The organism is Ochrobactrum sp. MYb379 (assembly GCF_037479515.1).
GTDB lineage: Bacteria > Pseudomonadota > Alphaproteobacteria > Rhizobiales > Rhizobiaceae > Brucella.
The window spans coordinates 1-17,162 of the sequence record NZ_JBBGYW010000019.1 but is presented as its reverse complement, the minus strand read 5'-3'; the positions used below and the strand labels follow the sequence as shown (position 1 = coordinate 17,162).

The window sequence follows — 17,162 nt, the reverse complement described above, 5'->3', positions numbered from 1 at the left end:
CATTTCAGGGTGCCAAGTCGGGATAGCTCTGTGCGTATTCATGCATCTCACGACGATAACGCCAAACCGCGCGAGCACGATGCTTCCAAAGGTCATGACGTGGTCGCTTCCATGGCTTTTCCGGCCCATGAAAATGGACAATGATCTCAGGGCCGGTTCTGCTTTCCTCAGCATCGCCGCCAAGCCGTACAATATGCCGCCGCTGCCGTGACACTTGGCTCCATGACGAATTATAAGCCGGGTTGAGCAGATGTACGCGACCCAGAAAGACGTTGTTCAGGTGATCCTGATCACCCAGCGCATAAGCAGATGCTCGGGCCAAATCATGCATGGCCTGATGCAGTTCGGGTTCTGCGCGAATGGCATCAGTATCGAGCAAAAGAACACCAGCATTAAAGTAACGCGAGATATCGCTTTGCTGCATCAATTCTTGCAATTCACGCACACGTGGTATCGACTTTTCGCGCACCTTAAGACTGCGCGCCGACCATTTGGCCACAACACAATCGCGCACGGCACCAATCGGACAACCGTTGAGATCAAGCGCGAAAAGAGGTGAGACATCGCCTACGACTTGCGTGTCGCCATCAATGTAGAGAACGCGGCCAGAAATACGCGACGGTATATGAAGCCGCCCCATCGTAGCCGCCGAAATATGCGAGGTTGGCCCTTTGGCGCCTTCCAGATCATCAGCAGTCAAACGCAAGCAATTGAGTGTCACAGCCGGATTTGTGGCTGCCACACGGTGTACCGCTTCCCAATCCCGCTCTTCAAGACCGTCGCCCCAAAAATGCACAATACCGGGCTGCGTCAAGTGACGCAGGACACCCCACATCGCAACGAGCGTGGGTTTGAGAAAGCCGCGATCGGTTACGAATGCGATCTGTGGCAACGTTTTGTTCGTCGATGAAAGCGACATGTAATTCTTCAATGATGCACGAGGCAGTTACGAAACCCGACCCGTTGCATCAGTTATGAGAAGAACATGAAAGAATTAGGATCGGTGATACGGATGCCCTGCAAGAATTGTTGCGGCCCGATATAATTGCTCAGCAACCAAAATGCGGGCGATCTGATGCGGCCATGTTAAAGCGCCAAGCGCCAAGACCAGATCGGCACGCGAGCGCAAGGCGGGATCGTGTCCATCCGGGCCACCAATGGCGACTATCAATTGCCGCTTGCCATCATCACGCATACGACCAATGCGTTCGGCAAAATCCTCCGAACCAAGCGCTTTGCCGCGCTCATCAAGCAAAATCAACGCGGCACCATTATCAAGCGCTTCATTGATGCGCTGTGCTTCTTCGGCTTTGCGCAATTCAACCGTCTGTCCACGACTTTCAGGGATTTCGCTCACGCCGGCGAATTCAAGACCAAGTGGCGGTCCGGACTTGGAAAAACGGTCAAAATAACGCTCGACCAACTCCCGCTCGGGGCCGGCTTTCATCCGGCCCACGGCAAACACACTCACACGCATAGCGCCCTCACTCAGACCAGATTAGTGCACGGTTCCCGATGCACGTTTGTCTTCGAGGTCATTGTCGATCCAGATCTTTTCCAGATTGTAGAAATCACGGATTTCCGGACGGAAAATATGGACGACAATATCGCCTGTATCGATAAGAACCCAATCACCAGCTTCGAGCCCTTCGACCCGAATGTCCTTGCAGCCCATCTCACGAAGCGCCTGCAAAAGATGATCCGCGACAGCCGAAACATGACGATGCGAACGACCAGAGGCGATGATCATGAAATCACCGATCGAAGATCGTCTGCGAATGTCGATAGGGATGATGGATTCTGCTTTGGAGTTTTCGAGACTGGCCAAAGCCGCATCGAAGGCCTGGGACACGAAAGCTGTTTCGTTCATCCCGACCGGTGAAGGCGCGTGGTGAGCCTTCTTCTCAATTGCTGTTCTCAGTGTATTTCCTTTCAGCAAGAACAACGCAATACGGCAGTTATAAGCACCGTACATGCATAAGATAGGCAGAGTCCCTGCATTCTTTCAAGAGTTTAATCTTTATTGCCGCGCATCTTTTCCGAAAACCGCTTAACACTTTTCGGGATGCGCTAATAACACCATTCACTTTTTTGATTTCTGCTTGCGAAGCGCACTTGAAGACAATGTCGAGCGCGGCCCGTGGATAAAGGTCCATGCCGGAGGTGCGCGACGTGCAAGCAATGGAGCATTGTGTTCATCGATGCGGCTGGACGAGAAAGTCTGTGCCATCCTTGAGGACAAATAAGCAAGCGTTGAGCCCGGGCGATCAATCACGGCAATGGGGAAATTCTTTGCAATTTCGCGCCAGCGCTGCCAGCGATGAAACGATGCAAGATTGTCCGCACCCATTACCCAGACGAAATGCACACCGGGGTTAGCTTTTTGTATCAGGGCCAGAGTATCGGCAGTGTAGCGCGTATGGAAAGCCGCTTCGAGCGCTGTCACCTTGATGCGAGGATCGGTCGATATATCTTCGCTCAGCTTTAAACGCTCTGCAAGCGATGCTAGTTCACGCGTATCTTTTAGCGGATTTCCGGGCGTCACCATCCACCAAAGCTGGTCGAGCTTTAGCCGCCGGATAGCGATTTCAGCGACCAGCGCATGTCCTGCATGTGGCGGATTAAACGAGCCGCCAAACAAGCCAACCGTCATACCCTTCTCAACATAAGGCATACGCAGATAATGCGCATCGACGTCTGGGTATCTGGCTTTTAAAGCGTATAGCCCGAAGCCGAATTTCATCAGCCTCGAACCTGTCCATTGCCACGAACACGATATTTAAATGAGGTTAGCTGTTCGACACCGACCGGACCACGCGCATGCATTTTTCCGGTAGCAATGCCGATCTCCGCACCCATGCCGAACTCACCACCATCCGCAAATTGCGTCGAGGCGTTGTGCAGTAGAATGGCCGAATCGATCTCGTTGAAGAAACGCGCAACAACCTCTGCATCCTCAGCAATAACCGCCTCGGTGTGATGCGATGAATATTGCCCGATATGCGCAATCGCATCTGAGACGCCATCAACCAGTTTTACTGAAATAATCGCGTCGAGATATTCGGTCGACCAGTCTTGTTCCGTTGCAGGCGTAGCATCGGGATAAAGTGCTAACACCTCTTCGCTGCCGCGAATTTCACAGCCCTTGGCAGCCAAATCTTGAAAAATTGGCACAAGATGAGTGCTGGCCACCGCGCGGTCAACCAACAGCGTTTCCGCCGAACCACAAATTCCAGTGCGACGCATCTTGGAATTCAACGCAATCGCGCGCGCCATATCAAGATCTGCGGACTTATCAATGTAGAGATGACAAATGCCTTCAAGATGGGCGAACACCGGCACACGCGCTTCCGACTGCACCCGTGCAACAAGGCTTTTGCCGCCGCGTGGTACGATCACATCAATGGCACCATTGAGGCCTTTGAGCATTTCGCCGACCGCTGCACGATCTGTCACCGGCACGATCTGGATCGCATCCGCAGGCAAATTGCTAGCTTCCAACCCCACCACAAGCGCATTGTGAATGGCTGCCGACGAATGGGCGGAATCTGAACCGCCGCGCAGAATAACCGCGTTACCAGCCTTGAGGCAAAGCGCACCAGCGTCCGCCGTCACATTAGGGCGGCTTTCATAGATCACACCAATCACACCGAGCGGCGTGCGCACACGCTCAATGTGCAGACCATTCGGACGGTCCCACTCGGCAATCACTTCGCCAACAGGATCAGGCAGAGCAGCGATCGCACGAATACCATCGGCGATAGCCTGAATACGACTGCCATCGAGTGTCAAACGATCCACAAACGAAGCCGCCATGCCGCTTTGCGCAGCATTTGCAAGGTCGAGCTTATTGGCTTCAAGGATTGCATCTTTGCTTGCCAGAACGGCATCAGCAGCAGCAAGCAAGGCTTTGTTTTTCTGTTGAGGCGAAGCAATGGAAAGTGGAGCCGCTGCCTGTCTGGCTTTACGACCAACCTCAGCCATAATGGCCGCGATATCAGTTCCGGCATCCGCTTTGTTCAACATCTCTTCCCCCTACACAACTTCCGCATTACTTGCAGCGCGTGTCACCAGATCATTACGATGGATCATCGCAGCTCGTGCATCATAACCAAGAATATCACTGATCTCTTCGCTTTTATGGCCTGCAATCTTGCGCGCATCATCAGCGTCATATGCAATGAGGCCGCGTGCAATTTCACGACCATCTTGGTTGAGAACTGCAACCGTATCACCGCGCTCGAACTGACCTTCGATGTCCTTCACACCGGCAGGCAACAGCGACTTGCCAGACTTCAGCGCCTTGGCTGCACCCGCATCAACCGTCAAACGACCAGCGGGTTCCAGATTACCGGAAATCCACGTCTTCCAGGCGTTAACCGGCGCGTTAGACGGCTCAAACAAAGTTGCGCGCTCACCGCGATCAATGGCTGAAAGCGGTGCCATGCGTGTGCCAGAGGTGATGATCATGGCCGTACCGGCTGCGTTGGCAATTTTGCCTGCATCAAGCTTGGTTTTCATACCGCCACGCGAAAGCTCAGATGCAGCGGCTCCCGCCATGGCTTCGATCTGCGGAGTTATAGATGCCACAAGCGGAATAAACTGCGCGTTCGGGTCTTTGTGCGGCGGTGCCGTGTAAAGACCGTCAATGTCCGACAATAGAATGAGAAGATCAGCGCCCATCATGGTAGCTACGCGCGCTGCTAGACGATCATTATCGCCATAGCGGATTTCAGTTGTCGCAACCGTATCATTCTCATTGATGATCGGGACCGCACCGAGTTTCAACAATGTCTCGATTGTTGCCCGTGCATTGAGATAACGACGACGCTCTTCTGTATCATCGAGCGTGAGCAAAATCTGACCTGACTTGACGCCATGCCCGCCCAACACATCGGCATAGGCTTTGGCCAATGCGATCTGACCGGCAGCAGCCGCAGCTTGACTTTCCTCAAGCTTTAGCGATTTCTTTGGCAGACCAAGCACCGTGCGCCCCAATGCGATAGCACCGGATGACACAACCAGGACTTCAACACCTCCACGCGAAAGGTTGGCGATGTCCTGCCCAAGGCTTTCAAGCCAGCTCTGCTTGAGGCCAGTTGCACGATCCACAAGAAGTGCGGACCCAATTTTGATAACAATGCGGCGATAGTCTTTGAGTTGTTTCAGCATGTTTTCAGTTCCTGCGCCGCATTACCAATTTTTATTCTTCTTCGACAGCGCCTGCTTCGACCGCACGGCTCTTGTCGATCACGCTGGCAAGCTGGCGCAGAACATCGTTCAAACCTTCATGGCTGACCGCTGAAAGCAGCATAGGATCGCATCCACATGCCTTTTTAAGCGCCTTGATCTTTTCCTTACGGGTCTCAGGATCAATCGTATCAATCTGCGACAGCGCAACGATTTCCGTCTTTTCAGACAGACCGTGTTCATAGGCTTCAAGCTCACCACGAATAACCGTGTAAGCCTTCGCCACATCTTCTTCCTGCGCGGAAACCAGATGCAACAGCACGCGCGTGCGCTCGACATGACCAAGGAAGCGATCACCAAGGCCCACGCCTTCGCTTGCACCTTCAATCAGACCCGGAATATCCGCAATCACGAACTCACGGCCATCGACTCGGGAAACACCAAGGTTTGGATGCAGTGTGGTGAAAGGATAATCGGCAATCTTTGGCTTTGCAGCCGTCACACTTGCAAGGAATGTGGATTTACCCGCATTTGGCAATCCAACCAGACCTGCATCAGCAATCAGCTTCAGGCGTAACCATAGCGTGCGCTCAATGCCATCCTGACCGGGATTAGCATGGCGCGGCGCACGGTTTCGCGATGTCGTGAAGTGAAGATTACCAAAACCACCATTGCCGCCCTTAGCCAGACGATAGCGTTGACCAAGCTCTGTGATGTCACAGATTACTGTTTCATTATCTTCTTCGAAAATCTGCGTTCCAACCGGCACTTTGAGAATAACATCATTTCCCTTGCCGCCGGTCATATTGCGGCCCATGCCGTGCATGCCAGTCTGTGCCTTGAAATGCTGCTGATAGCGATAATCGATCAGCGTGTTGAGACCGTCGACAGCTTCAACCCAGACATCACCGCCGCGACCGCCATCACCGCCATCAGGACCGCCAAATTCAAGAAATTTCTCGCGCCGGAACGAAACAGCGCCTGCACCGCCCGCGCCGGAGCGAATGTAAATCTTGGCCTGATCGAGAAATTTCATTGAACTTACCTCTTGTGACGCACCGTTTTTGTCTCGGAACACGTCTTAAACTTTGGAATTGCGCACTGTCCCGCGCAATCCGATTTGCAATTACAGCAAAACCCGCGTCCTGCAAACAGCAGAACTCATAGGTTTTCAGCTTAAATTCAGTTTCCAAGCTGGATCACTGAAATCGATATAGAGCAGTTCCTGATCCAGATACTGCCCCTGCACATAAAGTGACTTGCGCTCAAGGCCATAGGATTTGAAGCCAAGCTCGTCATAAATGCGCTTGGCGGGCTCATTCGTTGCCACAACCTTCGCGTCCAGTATCACGACATGCTGTGCTGCATGTTCGATAACACGCTGAACAAGCGCCTTGCCAAGATGTAGCCCGCGCGCTTCGGGTGCAACATAGACACTCACCAAAGTGCCGCGATGTCGTTCCGACTTGCGTTCATGTCGAAACATGCCGGCGATGCCCATCAGGTTCTCACCATGAAAAGCACCGAAAATGACATTGCCATTTATCTGCTCAAGACGACGCGCGAACACGCTCTCGGAATAGGCATTTTCTTCTTCAAAAGTCGATCCAAAGGCTTGCGGCGCAAGCTGTAAAGCCGAAAGGCGTATCGCGCGAAATCGATGTAGGTCGCCCTTATCCAGCGCCCGAACCTCAACCCTTTCGCGGGTGATTGCGTATATATCGTTCATAGTATTCCCCGATGATTATCGGCCCTGCGCTCTAACTATTTGTTTTAACGCGCATCTTATCCGAAAACCGTTTCACACTTTTCGGGATGCGCTCTAAACGCAGGGCCATTTTTTATGATTATGACTGCCAGCTTCTCAGGCCGATCCATGTGCGCCGATCGAGAACATAACGCTCGACAGGAACATTTCCGGCAGCAAGTGAATCCGCCATGCCCATGCTACTGAACTGGAAGCCGCATTTATGGATCACCTTACGCGAACTGCCATTGCTGGCATGACACGAAACATGCAGCCGCTCGATTGGCGTGGCACGGAAGGCCAGATCAATCAATGCGTGAGCCGCTTCGGTGGCAAAGCCATGCCCCCAATACGGCTCGCCCAGCCAATAGCCAATCTCCAGACCTTCGCCGTGGCTGTGCGGATGGATGCCACAACAGCCCATAAAGATACCAGTTTCAGCTTGGGTAATTGCGTAAATGCAATTGCCCATCTCGCCTTTTCGCACGCGCTCAACAAAGTCCACGGCATTTTCGCGGGTGTATGGATGAGGCATACGGGCGAGCATAGTGGAGACGCGGGCGTTATTAGCAAGATAGGAAATTGCATCCACGTCTTCGACATGCGGCGGGCGAAGAACCAGCCTGTCAGTCACGAGAACGGGGCAATCCAACTGATCTGCTAATCCCGGCGAGAGATCAGCATAGCTGGCCTCCCGCTCACTACAGCTCTCGTAATAATCTTCTTCTAAAACTTCGATGACCATTGTTCTGTCCTCCAGACGAAAAAAAGGGAAGATGGTTGTCCCATCTTCCCTTTGATCTTCTGGCAGGTGCCATATGTACCGGGTCCATGGGACGCCGGTACTTTATAGAGGTCCGGCTTACTCTGCTGCTTCCGCGATCGGGGTAACCGACACGTAAGTACGACCGTTGGCTTTCGTGCGGAAAGCAACGGAACCATTGGTGGTAGCAAAAATGGTGTGGTCTTTGCCGAGGCCAACATTGGAACCCGGATGCCACTTGGTGCCGCGCTGACGCACGATGATGTTGCCAGAAACAACAGCTTCGCCACCAAACTTCTTCACGCCAAGGCGCTTTGACTCTGAATCGCGACCGTTACGCGACGAACCACCAGCTTTTTTGTGTGCCATTGGATTTCTCCTTTATCTCTTCTACTTACTCAGCCGAATCGGCCTTGGCTGCAGCCTTCTTAGGCGCTGCCTTCTTTGGCTTTGCGACTTCGCCTTCAGCGACGTCTGCCTTTGGAGCCTTCTTCTCAGCGGCCTTCTTGGAAGGCTTCGCGCCGTCGGTAAGGATCTCCGAGATACGGATTGTCGTCAGTTCCTGACGATGACCGCGAGTGCGCTTCGAGTTCTGACGACGACGCTTCTTGAACGCGATAACCTTGCGAGCGCGGCCCTGTTCAACGACTTCTGCCGTTACCAGAGCGCCTGCAACAACTGGCGCGCCAATGGTCGAACCAACCATCAGAACTTCTACGAATTCTACGATGTCGCCAGCTTCGCCAGCAACCTTTTCAACCTTGATCAGGTCGTTTGCGGCAACGCGGTACTGCTTGCCACCAGTCTTAATGACTGCGAACATTTGTTTTCCTTTCGGGTCGTTCGGTCCAGCTCTCATACCCTTTAACGCAAGCGCCTGGGCACGGGCCGTCTTTTTATCAGTCGTTGATTTTGAAAGCTTTCAGCCTTCTGATCAGAGCCCGGAAAGCCGGAAATCTCCAATCAAAACAATAGACGCAGACACAGCTGCGCTTAAAGTCAGGTGCTTATAGGTGGGAGACTGCGGAAAAGTCAAGAATTTTCGCACTGTTATGCAAATTAGGTCTTGTCTAATTGCATTTGGCCCGTTATTGAGCCGCTACACACTTAGCATTCGCTTTAGATGCTTACAAACGGCGCGGTTTTTATAGATCGTTTTACCGTAGTGCACCATGCGGAGAGGTGGCTGAGTGGTCGAAAGTACCGCACTCGAAATGCGGCGTGGGGGTAACTCCACCGTGGGTTCGAATCCCACCCTCTCCGCCATTTTATTTACCAATGAAAACACATATAAGCGCGTGTCACTCAAACTTCGTGATTTGAGATAAATTTAAAATCACAAACCAACAGACAGTCCTTAATACGGCACTTGTTGAACCATTCGCTTTGTGCCCTATAGTGATCTTGAAGTGTTGCATAAGGGGGCGCTGGAATGTCAAAAACTACGCGCTCCCGGCTGAAATGGACCGCCAGCATTCTCGCTATCTGGTTTACGTTTATTGCACTTTATCTGGCGCTTTCGATCAACAATTCTCTGAAAAATGAAGCAAGTGAGTTAAACGAAGCCGGCTTTCTTTTACATCGCATGATTTCGCAGCGCGTCGCGCAACATGATGCACATATGACGACGCTTGCTTCGCTGATTCTCGCAGATGAAAATAAAAAGCCACAGCTTGTCGCGCAGGTCAGCGACAGCATCATGCGGTTTTATCCTCGCATCAAAGCTATTCAGGAAATTGAAATAACGTGGCGGGAACCTTCAGCCATTGCGGATGTGCGGCAAGTGCTATCGGTGCCTGCTAATGCAGCGCTCCCGGATTACCGCACACTGGGCAGAGAAATTTTCGTCCAGAAAGCGGGAGAAGTGAGGAGCTATATCAGTCCCTCTTTCGAGCAGGGATATCTGCTGGCCAAGAAGCTGAAAGATACCAATCCGGCTCTTGCACTCGTCATGCAAATTGATGCCAAGCAGCTCATTGATCTGGACGAGCTCCCTGCGTGGGCGAACATCAGGCTCATACTCGACGGCTCCATTGTAATGGAGCAAAAAGCCGTACAGCAAGCTTCCGGATGGCTCGCTTCACCATGGTTCAGTCGAGTGGTTGATAGCGGGTCACAGCCGCTTCTTCTCACAATGGATTATCCCATCGCGCTAACTGATCTTGTTGATGGTATTGCATTATCCGTGGTGGCAATCATCAGCCTGATTGTGCTTTCGCTTCTTGGATATAGTTTGCAGCACAGACGCGAAGTGCGTCGTCTCAAAGCTTCTGCAGAAATGGCCGAGCAACGCAGCATAACGCTCGCACGTGAGACACGTCTGGCGCATGCGGAGAGAGTTAATTCCATGGGAGAACTGGCTTCCGGCATTGCACATGAACTGGCACAGCCTCTGACGGCACTGATGAGCCAGAGCCGTGCCGCTGAACGACTGGTCGAGCAGTCAGGCATAAACAATGCCCTGCTAAAAAAAGCTATGGCCGCCAATGTGCGGGAAGCAAGACGCGCGGGTGATATGCTCAAACGGATGCGTGATTATATCAGCAATCGCCCACCAAAGCCTGTGCCCGTCGAGATCAATAGCATCATTCAGGACACGGCTGAGCTTCTGCATACCGAGCTCGAGCAACGCAACATTGCGCTACATTTCACACTCGAACCCAACCTGCCCCCTGTAATGGCTGACCCGGTTGAACTCGAGCAGGTCTTCAACAATCTGATCCGTAATGCCTCCGATAGTCTCAACGAAGCCAGCGTTTTGGAAGGGCAGATCAGTATCACAACGAAGCGCGAAGGCGAACATATCTGCATCAGTATATGCGACAATGGGCCGGGGATTCCCGCAGACCTGCAACTGCGCCTGTTTGAACCTTTTTTCACGACAAAGAAAGACGGGATGGGGCTTGGCCTCACTCTGTGTTCAACACTGATTGAACGCATTGGAGGTCACATCGAAGCACAGAACAATGATGATGGCGGAGCATGTTTCATGGTCAGGCTACCGATTCAGAATAAGGGAGCCAGCACTTGAGCCAAACAATGATCTATCTGGTTGACGATGATGAAGCGGTCCGTGATGGGCTTTCAATGCTTCTGTCTACGTATGGCATGGCTGTCGAAACCTTTGCCGATCCCACGACTTTCCTCGCCCATATCGATGAACATCGCCCCGGAATATTGTTGCTCGATTTACGAATGCCGCTGATCAGCGGGTTGCAGGTGCAACAAAAGTTAACGGAGCGCGGAAACAATTGGCCGATCATCATGATCACCGGTCATGGCGACGTGAACGCCTGCCGCAGAGCCTTCAAAGCAGGTATCAGCGACTTTCTCAGCAAACCCATTGATGAAGATGTGTTGCTTGATGCGATCCACTCAGCGCAAGCGCTCTTGCAAACGAGACTGGAAAAGCAGGAGGCAATTGATCTTCTGGCAAGCCTCACAAGCAGGGAACGGGAAGTGCTTAACCTTGTCTGCGAAGGTTATGCCAGCAAGGACATAGCCGGGGCACTGGATATTTCAGCACGCACCATTGATGCGCACCGCGCCAACATTGCCGAGAAGCTCAAAACAAGCTCTGTCGCCGAGTTCGTCCGCCTCACCATAGCGGCATCTCAGTAGAACTACCTAGCAGACTTCGTGTTGTCGCGGATTCCACGAAAAGCCACCTGCCTTTAGAACTGTCATCAGAAAGTGAGACTTTCAGGGAATAGTTCCAAAGGAGATACGACTATGAAACGCATTTTTCTAGCCGCTACTGCCGCTGCCCTTATGACTTCGGCTGCGTCCGCACAGATCCTTGAAGAAAAGAATATGCCAATGGAATTGGCAAGCACGATTGCTCGTGAAGCCGTCGCAGCATGTTCCGCTGAAGGCTACAATGTTGCCGCAGCAGTCGTTGATCGTGCCGGTGTCCTTCGTGCGCTTCTGCGGGCTGATAATGCTGGTTCGCATACACCTGAAGCAGCACGCCAGAAGGCTTACACCTCATCGTCTTCGCGCATGCCAACCAGTGCCATGGCTGAAAACATTACCAAGAACCCAGCAGCCGCAGAACTGGCATCCATTGACGGCTTCCTCGTTCTGGCTGGCGGCGTTCCGGTCAAAGTCGGTGATGTAACAATCGGCGCGGTTGGCGTCGGTGGCGCACCTGGCGGTCAGTTTGACGAAGCATGTGCGATTGCAGCGATCAACAAAGTGCAGGATCAGCTCAAGTAATCAGTGCTTATAAAAACAAAAACGCCGCGCAACCAGTCACTGGATGCGCGGCGTTTTTTAGATCATTTGAAATATCTCCATCAGAGATTTTTCTGAGCAAACCGATCGAAAGCCTTGAGGAAATCGCCAAGGAACTTGGCCGTATCGGGCACCAGTTTGCCGCTTTCATCCAGCATTTTATCAACATGCGCGAGATAAGCCTCTGGCTGCTGCAAGGTCGGCATATCCAGAAAAACGAGCGACTGACGCAGATGATGATTGGCGCCAAATGCTGAAATATTGCCGGGTGATCCGCTGATAATTGCAGCAGGCTTTCCGCTCCAAATGCTTTTACCATAAGGGCGTGACCCCACATCGAGAGCATTTTTAAGAGCGGCCGGAACAGATCGATTATATTCAGGCGTCACGAATACAACTGCATTGGCTTTTGCTAGTTCAGACCGGAACCGCGTCCATGCCTCGGGTGGGGTGTCTGTATCGAGATCAGGGTTATAAAGTGGCAGATCACCAATTTCGACAAGTGTTAGCGCCATATCGTCAGGCGTTATAGCGTTCAAGCCCTCTGCTACTTTTCGATTGAACGAATCGTTTCTCAGGCTTCCAACCAGAACAGCCACATTCAATTTCGGCATTGCAACTTCCTATCTTCAATGTTGATCTGCAAGAAAAGTAAAACAGAAGATGAAGAGGTCAAGCTGATACAGAATTAATAAGGGTCAAAAGCGCACTGCGTTCTTGGAATGACTATGATTTACAGAGCAAGGCCCATTCCTTCTTACGGCAAATTAATCGCAAGACGCCTTAGGTTGCGGTAATTTTGGCCTTAACGAACACGTCATAGCGCGTGCTTTTGCCTAAAATCTGATGTGAAGGTTTGCGTAAACCCTCCATAGATTCAGCCCGCAGCGGCCATTTGAGAACCACACGGTTTTGCGCATGTTCCAACGCAACCTGCATAAGCAATTCTGAATCAGAGTCTGCACCCACAATTTCACGAATCTGGCGCATTTCCTTTTTAACCAATGCCGTGTTTCCACGCGGCGGGTGCATCGGATCAACCAGCACGACCATGGGCTTAAGTTCGGGCAACAGCAGAGATGAATCTCCATGGAGCAAGGTCATTCGCTCCACTGTTTGCGCATATTTTCCGCCTTCGGCACTTGCGCGTGCGAGCCCTTCAGCAAGAAGATCATGCATCTTCTTCGAGCGCTCAATCAAAGTTACCCGCGCTCCAAGAGCGGCGAGCAAAAAAGCATCGCGACCAAGACCCGCCGTTGCATCCACAATATCGGGCGTAATGCTTCCTGTAAGCCCAGCGGCCTTAGCCAGTGCCTGCCCTCGCCCTTCACCCGCTCGGAACCGATGCCCAACTGCCCCACCTATAAAATCAACGATCAGTTCTGCTGGTTCAGCCTTTTGCGACATGGTGCACTCAGAATGGGCAAGGAATAGTAAATGTGACATCGCGCCCGTCTGGATGCTGAAACGTCAATTCTTCAGCATGCAGCAATAGGCGTTCGGACGCATCAAGCGAGGCACCTTCAGCGTAGAAGGCATCGCCAAGTATAACATGGCCTAGCGCCTTCATATGAACACGCAACTGGTGTGTTCGTCCGGTCAGTGGAAAAAGCCGGAGCCGGGTCGTATTCTCACCGCGTGCCAAAACTTGCCAACGCGTTTGAGCGGGCTTACCATTTTGGTGGTCCACGCGATGACGTGGTTTATTTTCGGCATCGATCGCCAGCGGCAAATCAATTAGGCCCTCATCCTCAGCAACTTGCCCCCATACTTTGGCTATGTAAGCCTTATGGGTCGTTCGCGCCTCAAATTGTGCTGCAATAGCAGCATGGGCCTTGCGATTGAGTGACATCAACACAAGGCCAGACGTGTCTTTATCCAGACGATTGATCATCAACGCATTAGGAAACTGCTTCTGCACCCGGACAGCAAGGCTGTCCGTCAAAGCGGGATGACGTCCGGGGACAGACAACAGCCCGCTCGGCTTATCGAGAACCAAAATATCAACATCTCGGTGGATGATAGATATATATGGCTCAAGCGGCGGATTATAAACAGGAAATTCGGGCATTGGTGCATTCATAACGGCGTTTTAGCACGGTTTGCATGGCGACGAAAAGTGTTGATCAATATGGCGGTGACCATGCATAAGCCGTATATCAAGTGTTTTAGCTTGATCTATCGCGTCGTGACAATTCTGGACCATCAATGGCATCAAAAACCACTTTGAATGCGAAAAATCTCGAAGCACTCGGTGTTGAACGCCTTGCGAAGCTATTGATTGAAGTCAGTACCGGCAATGCCAACCATAAGCGTAAGCTGCGCATGGAGCTTGCAGGTAACTCAAGCAGTGCGGAACTTGCAAGAGAGGTTCGCAAACGCTTGGGCAGCATCGCACGTGCGCAAAGCTGGATAGGCTGGAGAAAAATTAAATCCTTCAAGGCAGATCTTGAAAGCCAGCGAAATACCATTGTCAAAAATATAGCCCCCTCCGATCTAGAGGAAGGATTTGAATTAATATGGCAGTTTCTCTCTCTTTCGAATCAGATATTTGAACGTTCCGACGATGGCAATGGCACGCTCATGGAGAGCTTTCACGCTGCTAATCGAGACGCTGGACACATAGCGACGCAGGCTAATCCTCCTACGGAAAGGCTTGTTGACCAAATATTCCAGGCTCTTCTGAGCAACGACTTTGGTCAATATGACCAACTCATCAGTTCGATGTCACCAGCACTGAAAGAAAACGGTCTTCGAAGACTCCAGCAACGTTTTGAAGAGTGGAATAATGAGCACTCAACACATAAACATAACGCCACAGCTGATGCTCGTTCTGGAGCAGTAAAAATCTCACTTCAAAAAATAGCTGACGAACTCAATGATGTTGAACTTTTTGTCGCCCAACATCCTGCAAACACACATCGATTACCAAGCGTTTCCACTGAAATAGCTACGAGACTACTTTCCGCGGGCCGTCCCCAGGAAGCATTGGAAATGCTCGACGGCGCCCAGTTTAGTGGAGAACGTGAAACACTGCCAGAATGGCAATTGACACGAGTTAACGCACTAGAGGCATTGGGGCACTTGGAAGAAGCTCAGCAATTTCGTTGGGACGGCTTCAGGCAAACACTCAACGTCGATCTTCTGCGCGGTTTTCTACGGAAGCTACCAGATTTTGATGATATTGATGCGGAGGAAAAGGCCTTTGCACTTGTGGGCGATTATCCAGATGCCAACAAGGCAATTCTATTTTTCATGCAGTATACATCTGTTAGTCAAATGGCCAAATTCGTAATTCATCGCTCATCCGAACTTGATGGCGAAAAATACGAGTTAATGTCGGCCGCAGCGGAGAGGCTCGTCGACAAATATCCAGTTGCAGCAATCCTATTATTCAGGCGCATGATAGACTTCGCACTTACGCGCGGCCGAACGAGCCGATACAAGAAAGCAGCGCAGTATCTATCGGAATGCATCTTACTTGATCGCAATGTTACAAGTTGCGGCACGATCGTTCAGCACGATGTTTACCTTTCGAATCTTCGTAAGCAACACCACAAGAAATATAGTTTTTGGGATCTGGTAAATTGACGATCTCTATTTTAGATAATACTCATGTATTCCATGAATGAGACCTCTCTGAAAAAGCTACAGGATGATTTGGAGCGCCTGCAGATTGAGCTGGCGAACAAACAGCGGCTTATTCATGAGCAGGAACAAACGCTTTCACATTTCAGAAAAATTTACGATCAATCTTCCATTGTCGCTCAGATTGGTATCTGGGAATGTACGTTACCCGACGAGGAGTTAACCTGGTCGGATTACGTTTACGATATTTTTGAACTACCCAAGGGAGAACCTCTCACGCGTGCTGATACACTGGCATGCTATACGGATGCTTCAAAGATAGAACTTCAAAAACGCCGGTCAGATGCCATTACTCAACGCAACGGTTTTACGTTCGAAGCAGAGATAACTACTTTTCGTGGAAACAAGCGTTGGATACGCATTACGGCGTCGGTCGAATGCCAGGATGAAACACCCGTCCGCATCTTTGGCATGAAACAGGATATTACGGAGCAGAAAGCATTATTCGACAAAATAACGCATCTTGCCGAATACGATCAGATGTCTGGCCTTGCAAATAAAAGCCAGTTCCACACAAAACTTTCATCGATGCTGGACATCGCCAATAATGAGAAAGAAACCGGCTTCCTCTTATTGATTGATCTCGATGGATTTAAGAAAATAAATGATGAATTTGGCCATCTCGCAGGAGATGAATGCATTAAAGAAATTGGATCACGACTTAGTGGCCTAAATTCCCTTGGTAGTCATACTTATCGAATTGGTGGCGACGAGTTTGCAGTTATCACATCAGAGTCTTGTGATCAAAAGCGAGCCGAGGACATCGCTCAAATAATCATAAATCGCGTTAGTTCACCTATAGCATTTAGTAATAAGAATCTTCAACTTGGAGCATCTGTTGGCATCGCCCCATTAAAGGGCCTCACAGAATCTGATGTCTTTAACAACGCGGATGCTGCACTGTATTGCGCTAAAGCTGAAGGGAAGGCGACGTTTCGTTGCTACCAACCCCATCTAGAAGCGGCCAGAGCTTGAACCGACTTGTTAGATAAATCAGTTACAAGTCCTATTTTCCTAATTAGTTAGGTCTTGTCCTAGCTGCGCTAATAAAAGTGTGCAGCTTGTAGAGCATTATTTGGGGATCCAACGCGCGCATCTTATAGCTGCACTATTTCTGGGTTCTATCTTAAAAAGCAAAAAGCCCGCTTGTAGCGGGCTTTTGATGTTGGTTGTTTTGTTCACGTGTTGATACGTGTGATTATGCACCGGATTATTTGTTTTTTGAGAGATTTGGTTGCGGGGGCAGGATTTGAACCTGCGGCCTTCAGGTTATGAGCCTGACGAGCTACCGGGCTGCTCCACCCCGCGTTATTAAGTGCGAACCATTGCGGCCCGGGAGCGAAGTCAGGCGTAGCCTGATGAGGTGAGGTCGTTTAAAAATCGATTGATTATCGATTTTAGACCGAACGGGCTGCTCCGAGCCACTCTCACTTAGTCATATATTCGGTATTTTTCGCGCTTATTGCGTTGAATGTCTGTTTTGTATGGATTTGAGAAGATGAATGATATTTGTGTGCTTAGCAGACCTGGCAGCGACCTACTCTCCCGTGTCTTAAGACAAAGTACCATTGGCGCTGG

The 17,162-nt window shown here is 50.9% G+C and carries 19 protein-coding genes and 2 tRNA genes; 6 read left to right on the top strand and 15 right to left on the bottom strand.

Annotated features, from left to right (window positions below; translation table 11 throughout):
- Positions 1–4: 4 nt before the first annotated feature.
- From WH356_RS21485 to rplU, 11 genes are all read right to left on the bottom strand, one after another.
- Complete coding sequence (locus WH356_RS21485) at positions 5–919, bottom strand: glycosyltransferase family 8 protein (RefSeq protein WP_339514507.1); 915 nt, start codon at positions 917–919, stop codon at positions 5–7.
- A gap of 75 nt (positions 920–994) precedes the next feature.
- Entirely contained in the window at positions 995–1,477 is a 483-nt protein-coding gene (gene rlmH, locus WH356_RS21480; protein WP_339514505.1) for a 23S rRNA (pseudouridine(1915)-N(3))-methyltransferase RlmH, read from the bottom strand.
- A gap of 21 nt (positions 1,478–1,498) precedes the next feature.
- Complete coding sequence (gene rsfS, locus WH356_RS21475; RefSeq protein WP_339514608.1) at positions 1,499–1,870, bottom strand: ribosome silencing factor; 372 nt, start codon at positions 1,868–1,870, stop codon at positions 1,499–1,501.
- A 213-nt stretch (positions 1,871–2,083) separates the two neighbouring features.
- Positions 2,084–2,743 (bottom strand): nicotinate-nucleotide adenylyltransferase, encoded by a 660-nt coding sequence (locus WH356_RS21470; protein WP_339514503.1) that lies wholly within the window; start codon positions 2,741–2,743, stop codon positions 2,084–2,086.
- Positions 2,743–4,026 (bottom strand): glutamate-5-semialdehyde dehydrogenase, encoded by a 1,284-nt coding sequence (locus WH356_RS21465; RefSeq protein ID WP_339514501.1) that lies wholly within the window; start codon positions 4,024–4,026, stop codon positions 2,743–2,745. The genes WH356_RS21470 and WH356_RS21465 overlap by 1 nt, the downstream gene beginning before the upstream one ends.
- A gap of 9 nt (positions 4,027–4,035) precedes the next feature.
- Positions 4,036–5,172 (bottom strand): glutamate 5-kinase, encoded by a 1,137-nt coding sequence (gene proB / locus WH356_RS21460; RefSeq protein ID WP_339514499.1) that lies wholly within the window; start codon positions 5,170–5,172, stop codon positions 4,036–4,038.
- Between the two features lie 31 nt (positions 5,173–5,203).
- A complete protein-coding gene (gene obgE / locus WH356_RS21455) occupies positions 5,204–6,226 on the bottom strand; it encodes a GTPase ObgE (protein ID WP_339514497.1) in 1,023 nt (340 codons plus the stop codon).
- A 135-nt stretch (positions 6,227–6,361) separates the two neighbouring features.
- Positions 6,362–6,919 (bottom strand): GNAT family N-acetyltransferase, encoded by a 558-nt coding sequence (locus WH356_RS21450; protein WP_339514495.1) that lies wholly within the window; start codon positions 6,917–6,919, stop codon positions 6,362–6,364.
- A gap of 118 nt (positions 6,920–7,037) precedes the next feature.
- Positions 7,038–7,682 carry a GNAT family N-acetyltransferase gene (locus WH356_RS21445; RefSeq protein WP_339514493.1) on the bottom strand — a complete coding sequence of 215 codons (645 nt, stop codon included), beginning with the start codon at positions 7,680–7,682 and terminating at the stop codon, positions 7,038–7,040.
- Positions 7,683–7,799: 117 nt separating this feature from the next.
- Positions 7,800–8,069, bottom strand: coding sequence for a 50S ribosomal protein L27 (rpmA, locus tag WH356_RS21440; protein WP_339514491.1), 270 nt, complete (start codon positions 8,067–8,069; stop codon positions 7,800–7,802).
- A 25-nt stretch (positions 8,070–8,094) separates the two neighbouring features.
- Positions 8,095–8,523 (bottom strand): 50S ribosomal protein L21, encoded by a 429-nt coding sequence (gene rplU, locus WH356_RS21435; RefSeq protein WP_339514489.1) that lies wholly within the window; start codon positions 8,521–8,523, stop codon positions 8,095–8,097.
- A 353-nt stretch (positions 8,524–8,876) separates the two neighbouring features.
- Between rplU and WH356_RS21430 the strand changes: the two genes are divergently transcribed.
- The 4 genes from WH356_RS21430 (at position 8,877) to WH356_RS21415 (ending at position 11,918) form a co-directional block, all read left to right on the top strand.
- A tRNA-Ser gene (locus WH356_RS21430) sits at positions 8,877–8,966 on the top strand.
- 166 nt (positions 8,967–9,132) lie between these two features.
- A complete protein-coding gene (locus WH356_RS21425) occupies positions 9,133–10,731 on the top strand; it encodes a sensor histidine kinase (RefSeq protein WP_339514487.1) in 1,599 nt (532 codons plus the stop codon).
- Complete coding sequence (locus WH356_RS21420) at positions 10,728–11,321, top strand: response regulator transcription factor (RefSeq protein WP_339514485.1); 594 nt, start codon at positions 10,728–10,730, stop codon at positions 11,319–11,321. Before WH356_RS21425 ends, WH356_RS21420 begins: the two co-directional genes overlap by 4 nt.
- A gap of 111 nt (positions 11,322–11,432) precedes the next feature.
- Positions 11,433–11,918: a GlcG/HbpS family heme-binding protein gene (locus WH356_RS21415; RefSeq protein ID WP_339514483.1), complete on the top strand. Its 486-nt coding sequence runs from the start codon at positions 11,433–11,435 to the stop codon at positions 11,916–11,918.
- Between the two features lie 80 nt (positions 11,919–11,998).
- Here the strand turns inward: WH356_RS21415 and WH356_RS21410 are convergent, their stop codons facing one another.
- From WH356_RS21410 to WH356_RS21400, 3 genes are all read right to left on the bottom strand, one after another.
- Complete coding sequence (locus tag WH356_RS21410; RefSeq protein ID WP_339514481.1) at positions 11,999–12,550, bottom strand: NADPH-dependent FMN reductase; 552 nt, start codon at positions 12,548–12,550, stop codon at positions 11,999–12,001.
- Between the two features lie 169 nt (positions 12,551–12,719).
- The gene (locus tag WH356_RS21405; protein ID WP_339514479.1) at positions 12,720–13,343 is read right to left on the bottom strand and encodes a class I SAM-dependent methyltransferase; all 624 of its coding nucleotides are present in this window, start codon (positions 13,341–13,343) and stop codon (positions 12,720–12,722) included.
- 7 nt (positions 13,344–13,350) lie between these two features.
- On the bottom strand, positions 13,351–14,007 hold the full coding sequence (locus WH356_RS21400; protein WP_421566176.1) for a pseudouridine synthase: 657 nt from the start codon (positions 14,005–14,007) through the stop codon (positions 13,351–13,353).
- 137 nt (positions 14,008–14,144) lie between these two features.
- On the opposite strand from WH356_RS21400, the gene WH356_RS21395 reads away from it, so the two are divergent.
- Together WH356_RS21395 and WH356_RS21390 are read left to right on the top strand one after the other, a co-directional pair.
- Complete coding sequence (locus WH356_RS21395) at positions 14,145–15,527, top strand: DUF6880 family protein (RefSeq protein ID WP_339514475.1); 1,383 nt, start codon at positions 14,145–14,147, stop codon at positions 15,525–15,527.
- A 24-nt stretch (positions 15,528–15,551) separates the two neighbouring features.
- A complete protein-coding gene (locus WH356_RS21390; RefSeq protein WP_339514473.1) occupies positions 15,552–16,559 on the top strand; it encodes a diguanylate cyclase domain-containing protein in 1,008 nt (335 codons plus the stop codon).
- Positions 16,560–16,815: 256 nt separating this feature from the next.
- Here WH356_RS21390 and WH356_RS21385 read toward each other — a convergent pair.
- Positions 16,816–16,892 (bottom strand) — tRNA-Met (locus WH356_RS21385).
- Between the last annotated feature and the right edge of the window lie 270 nt (positions 16,893–17,162).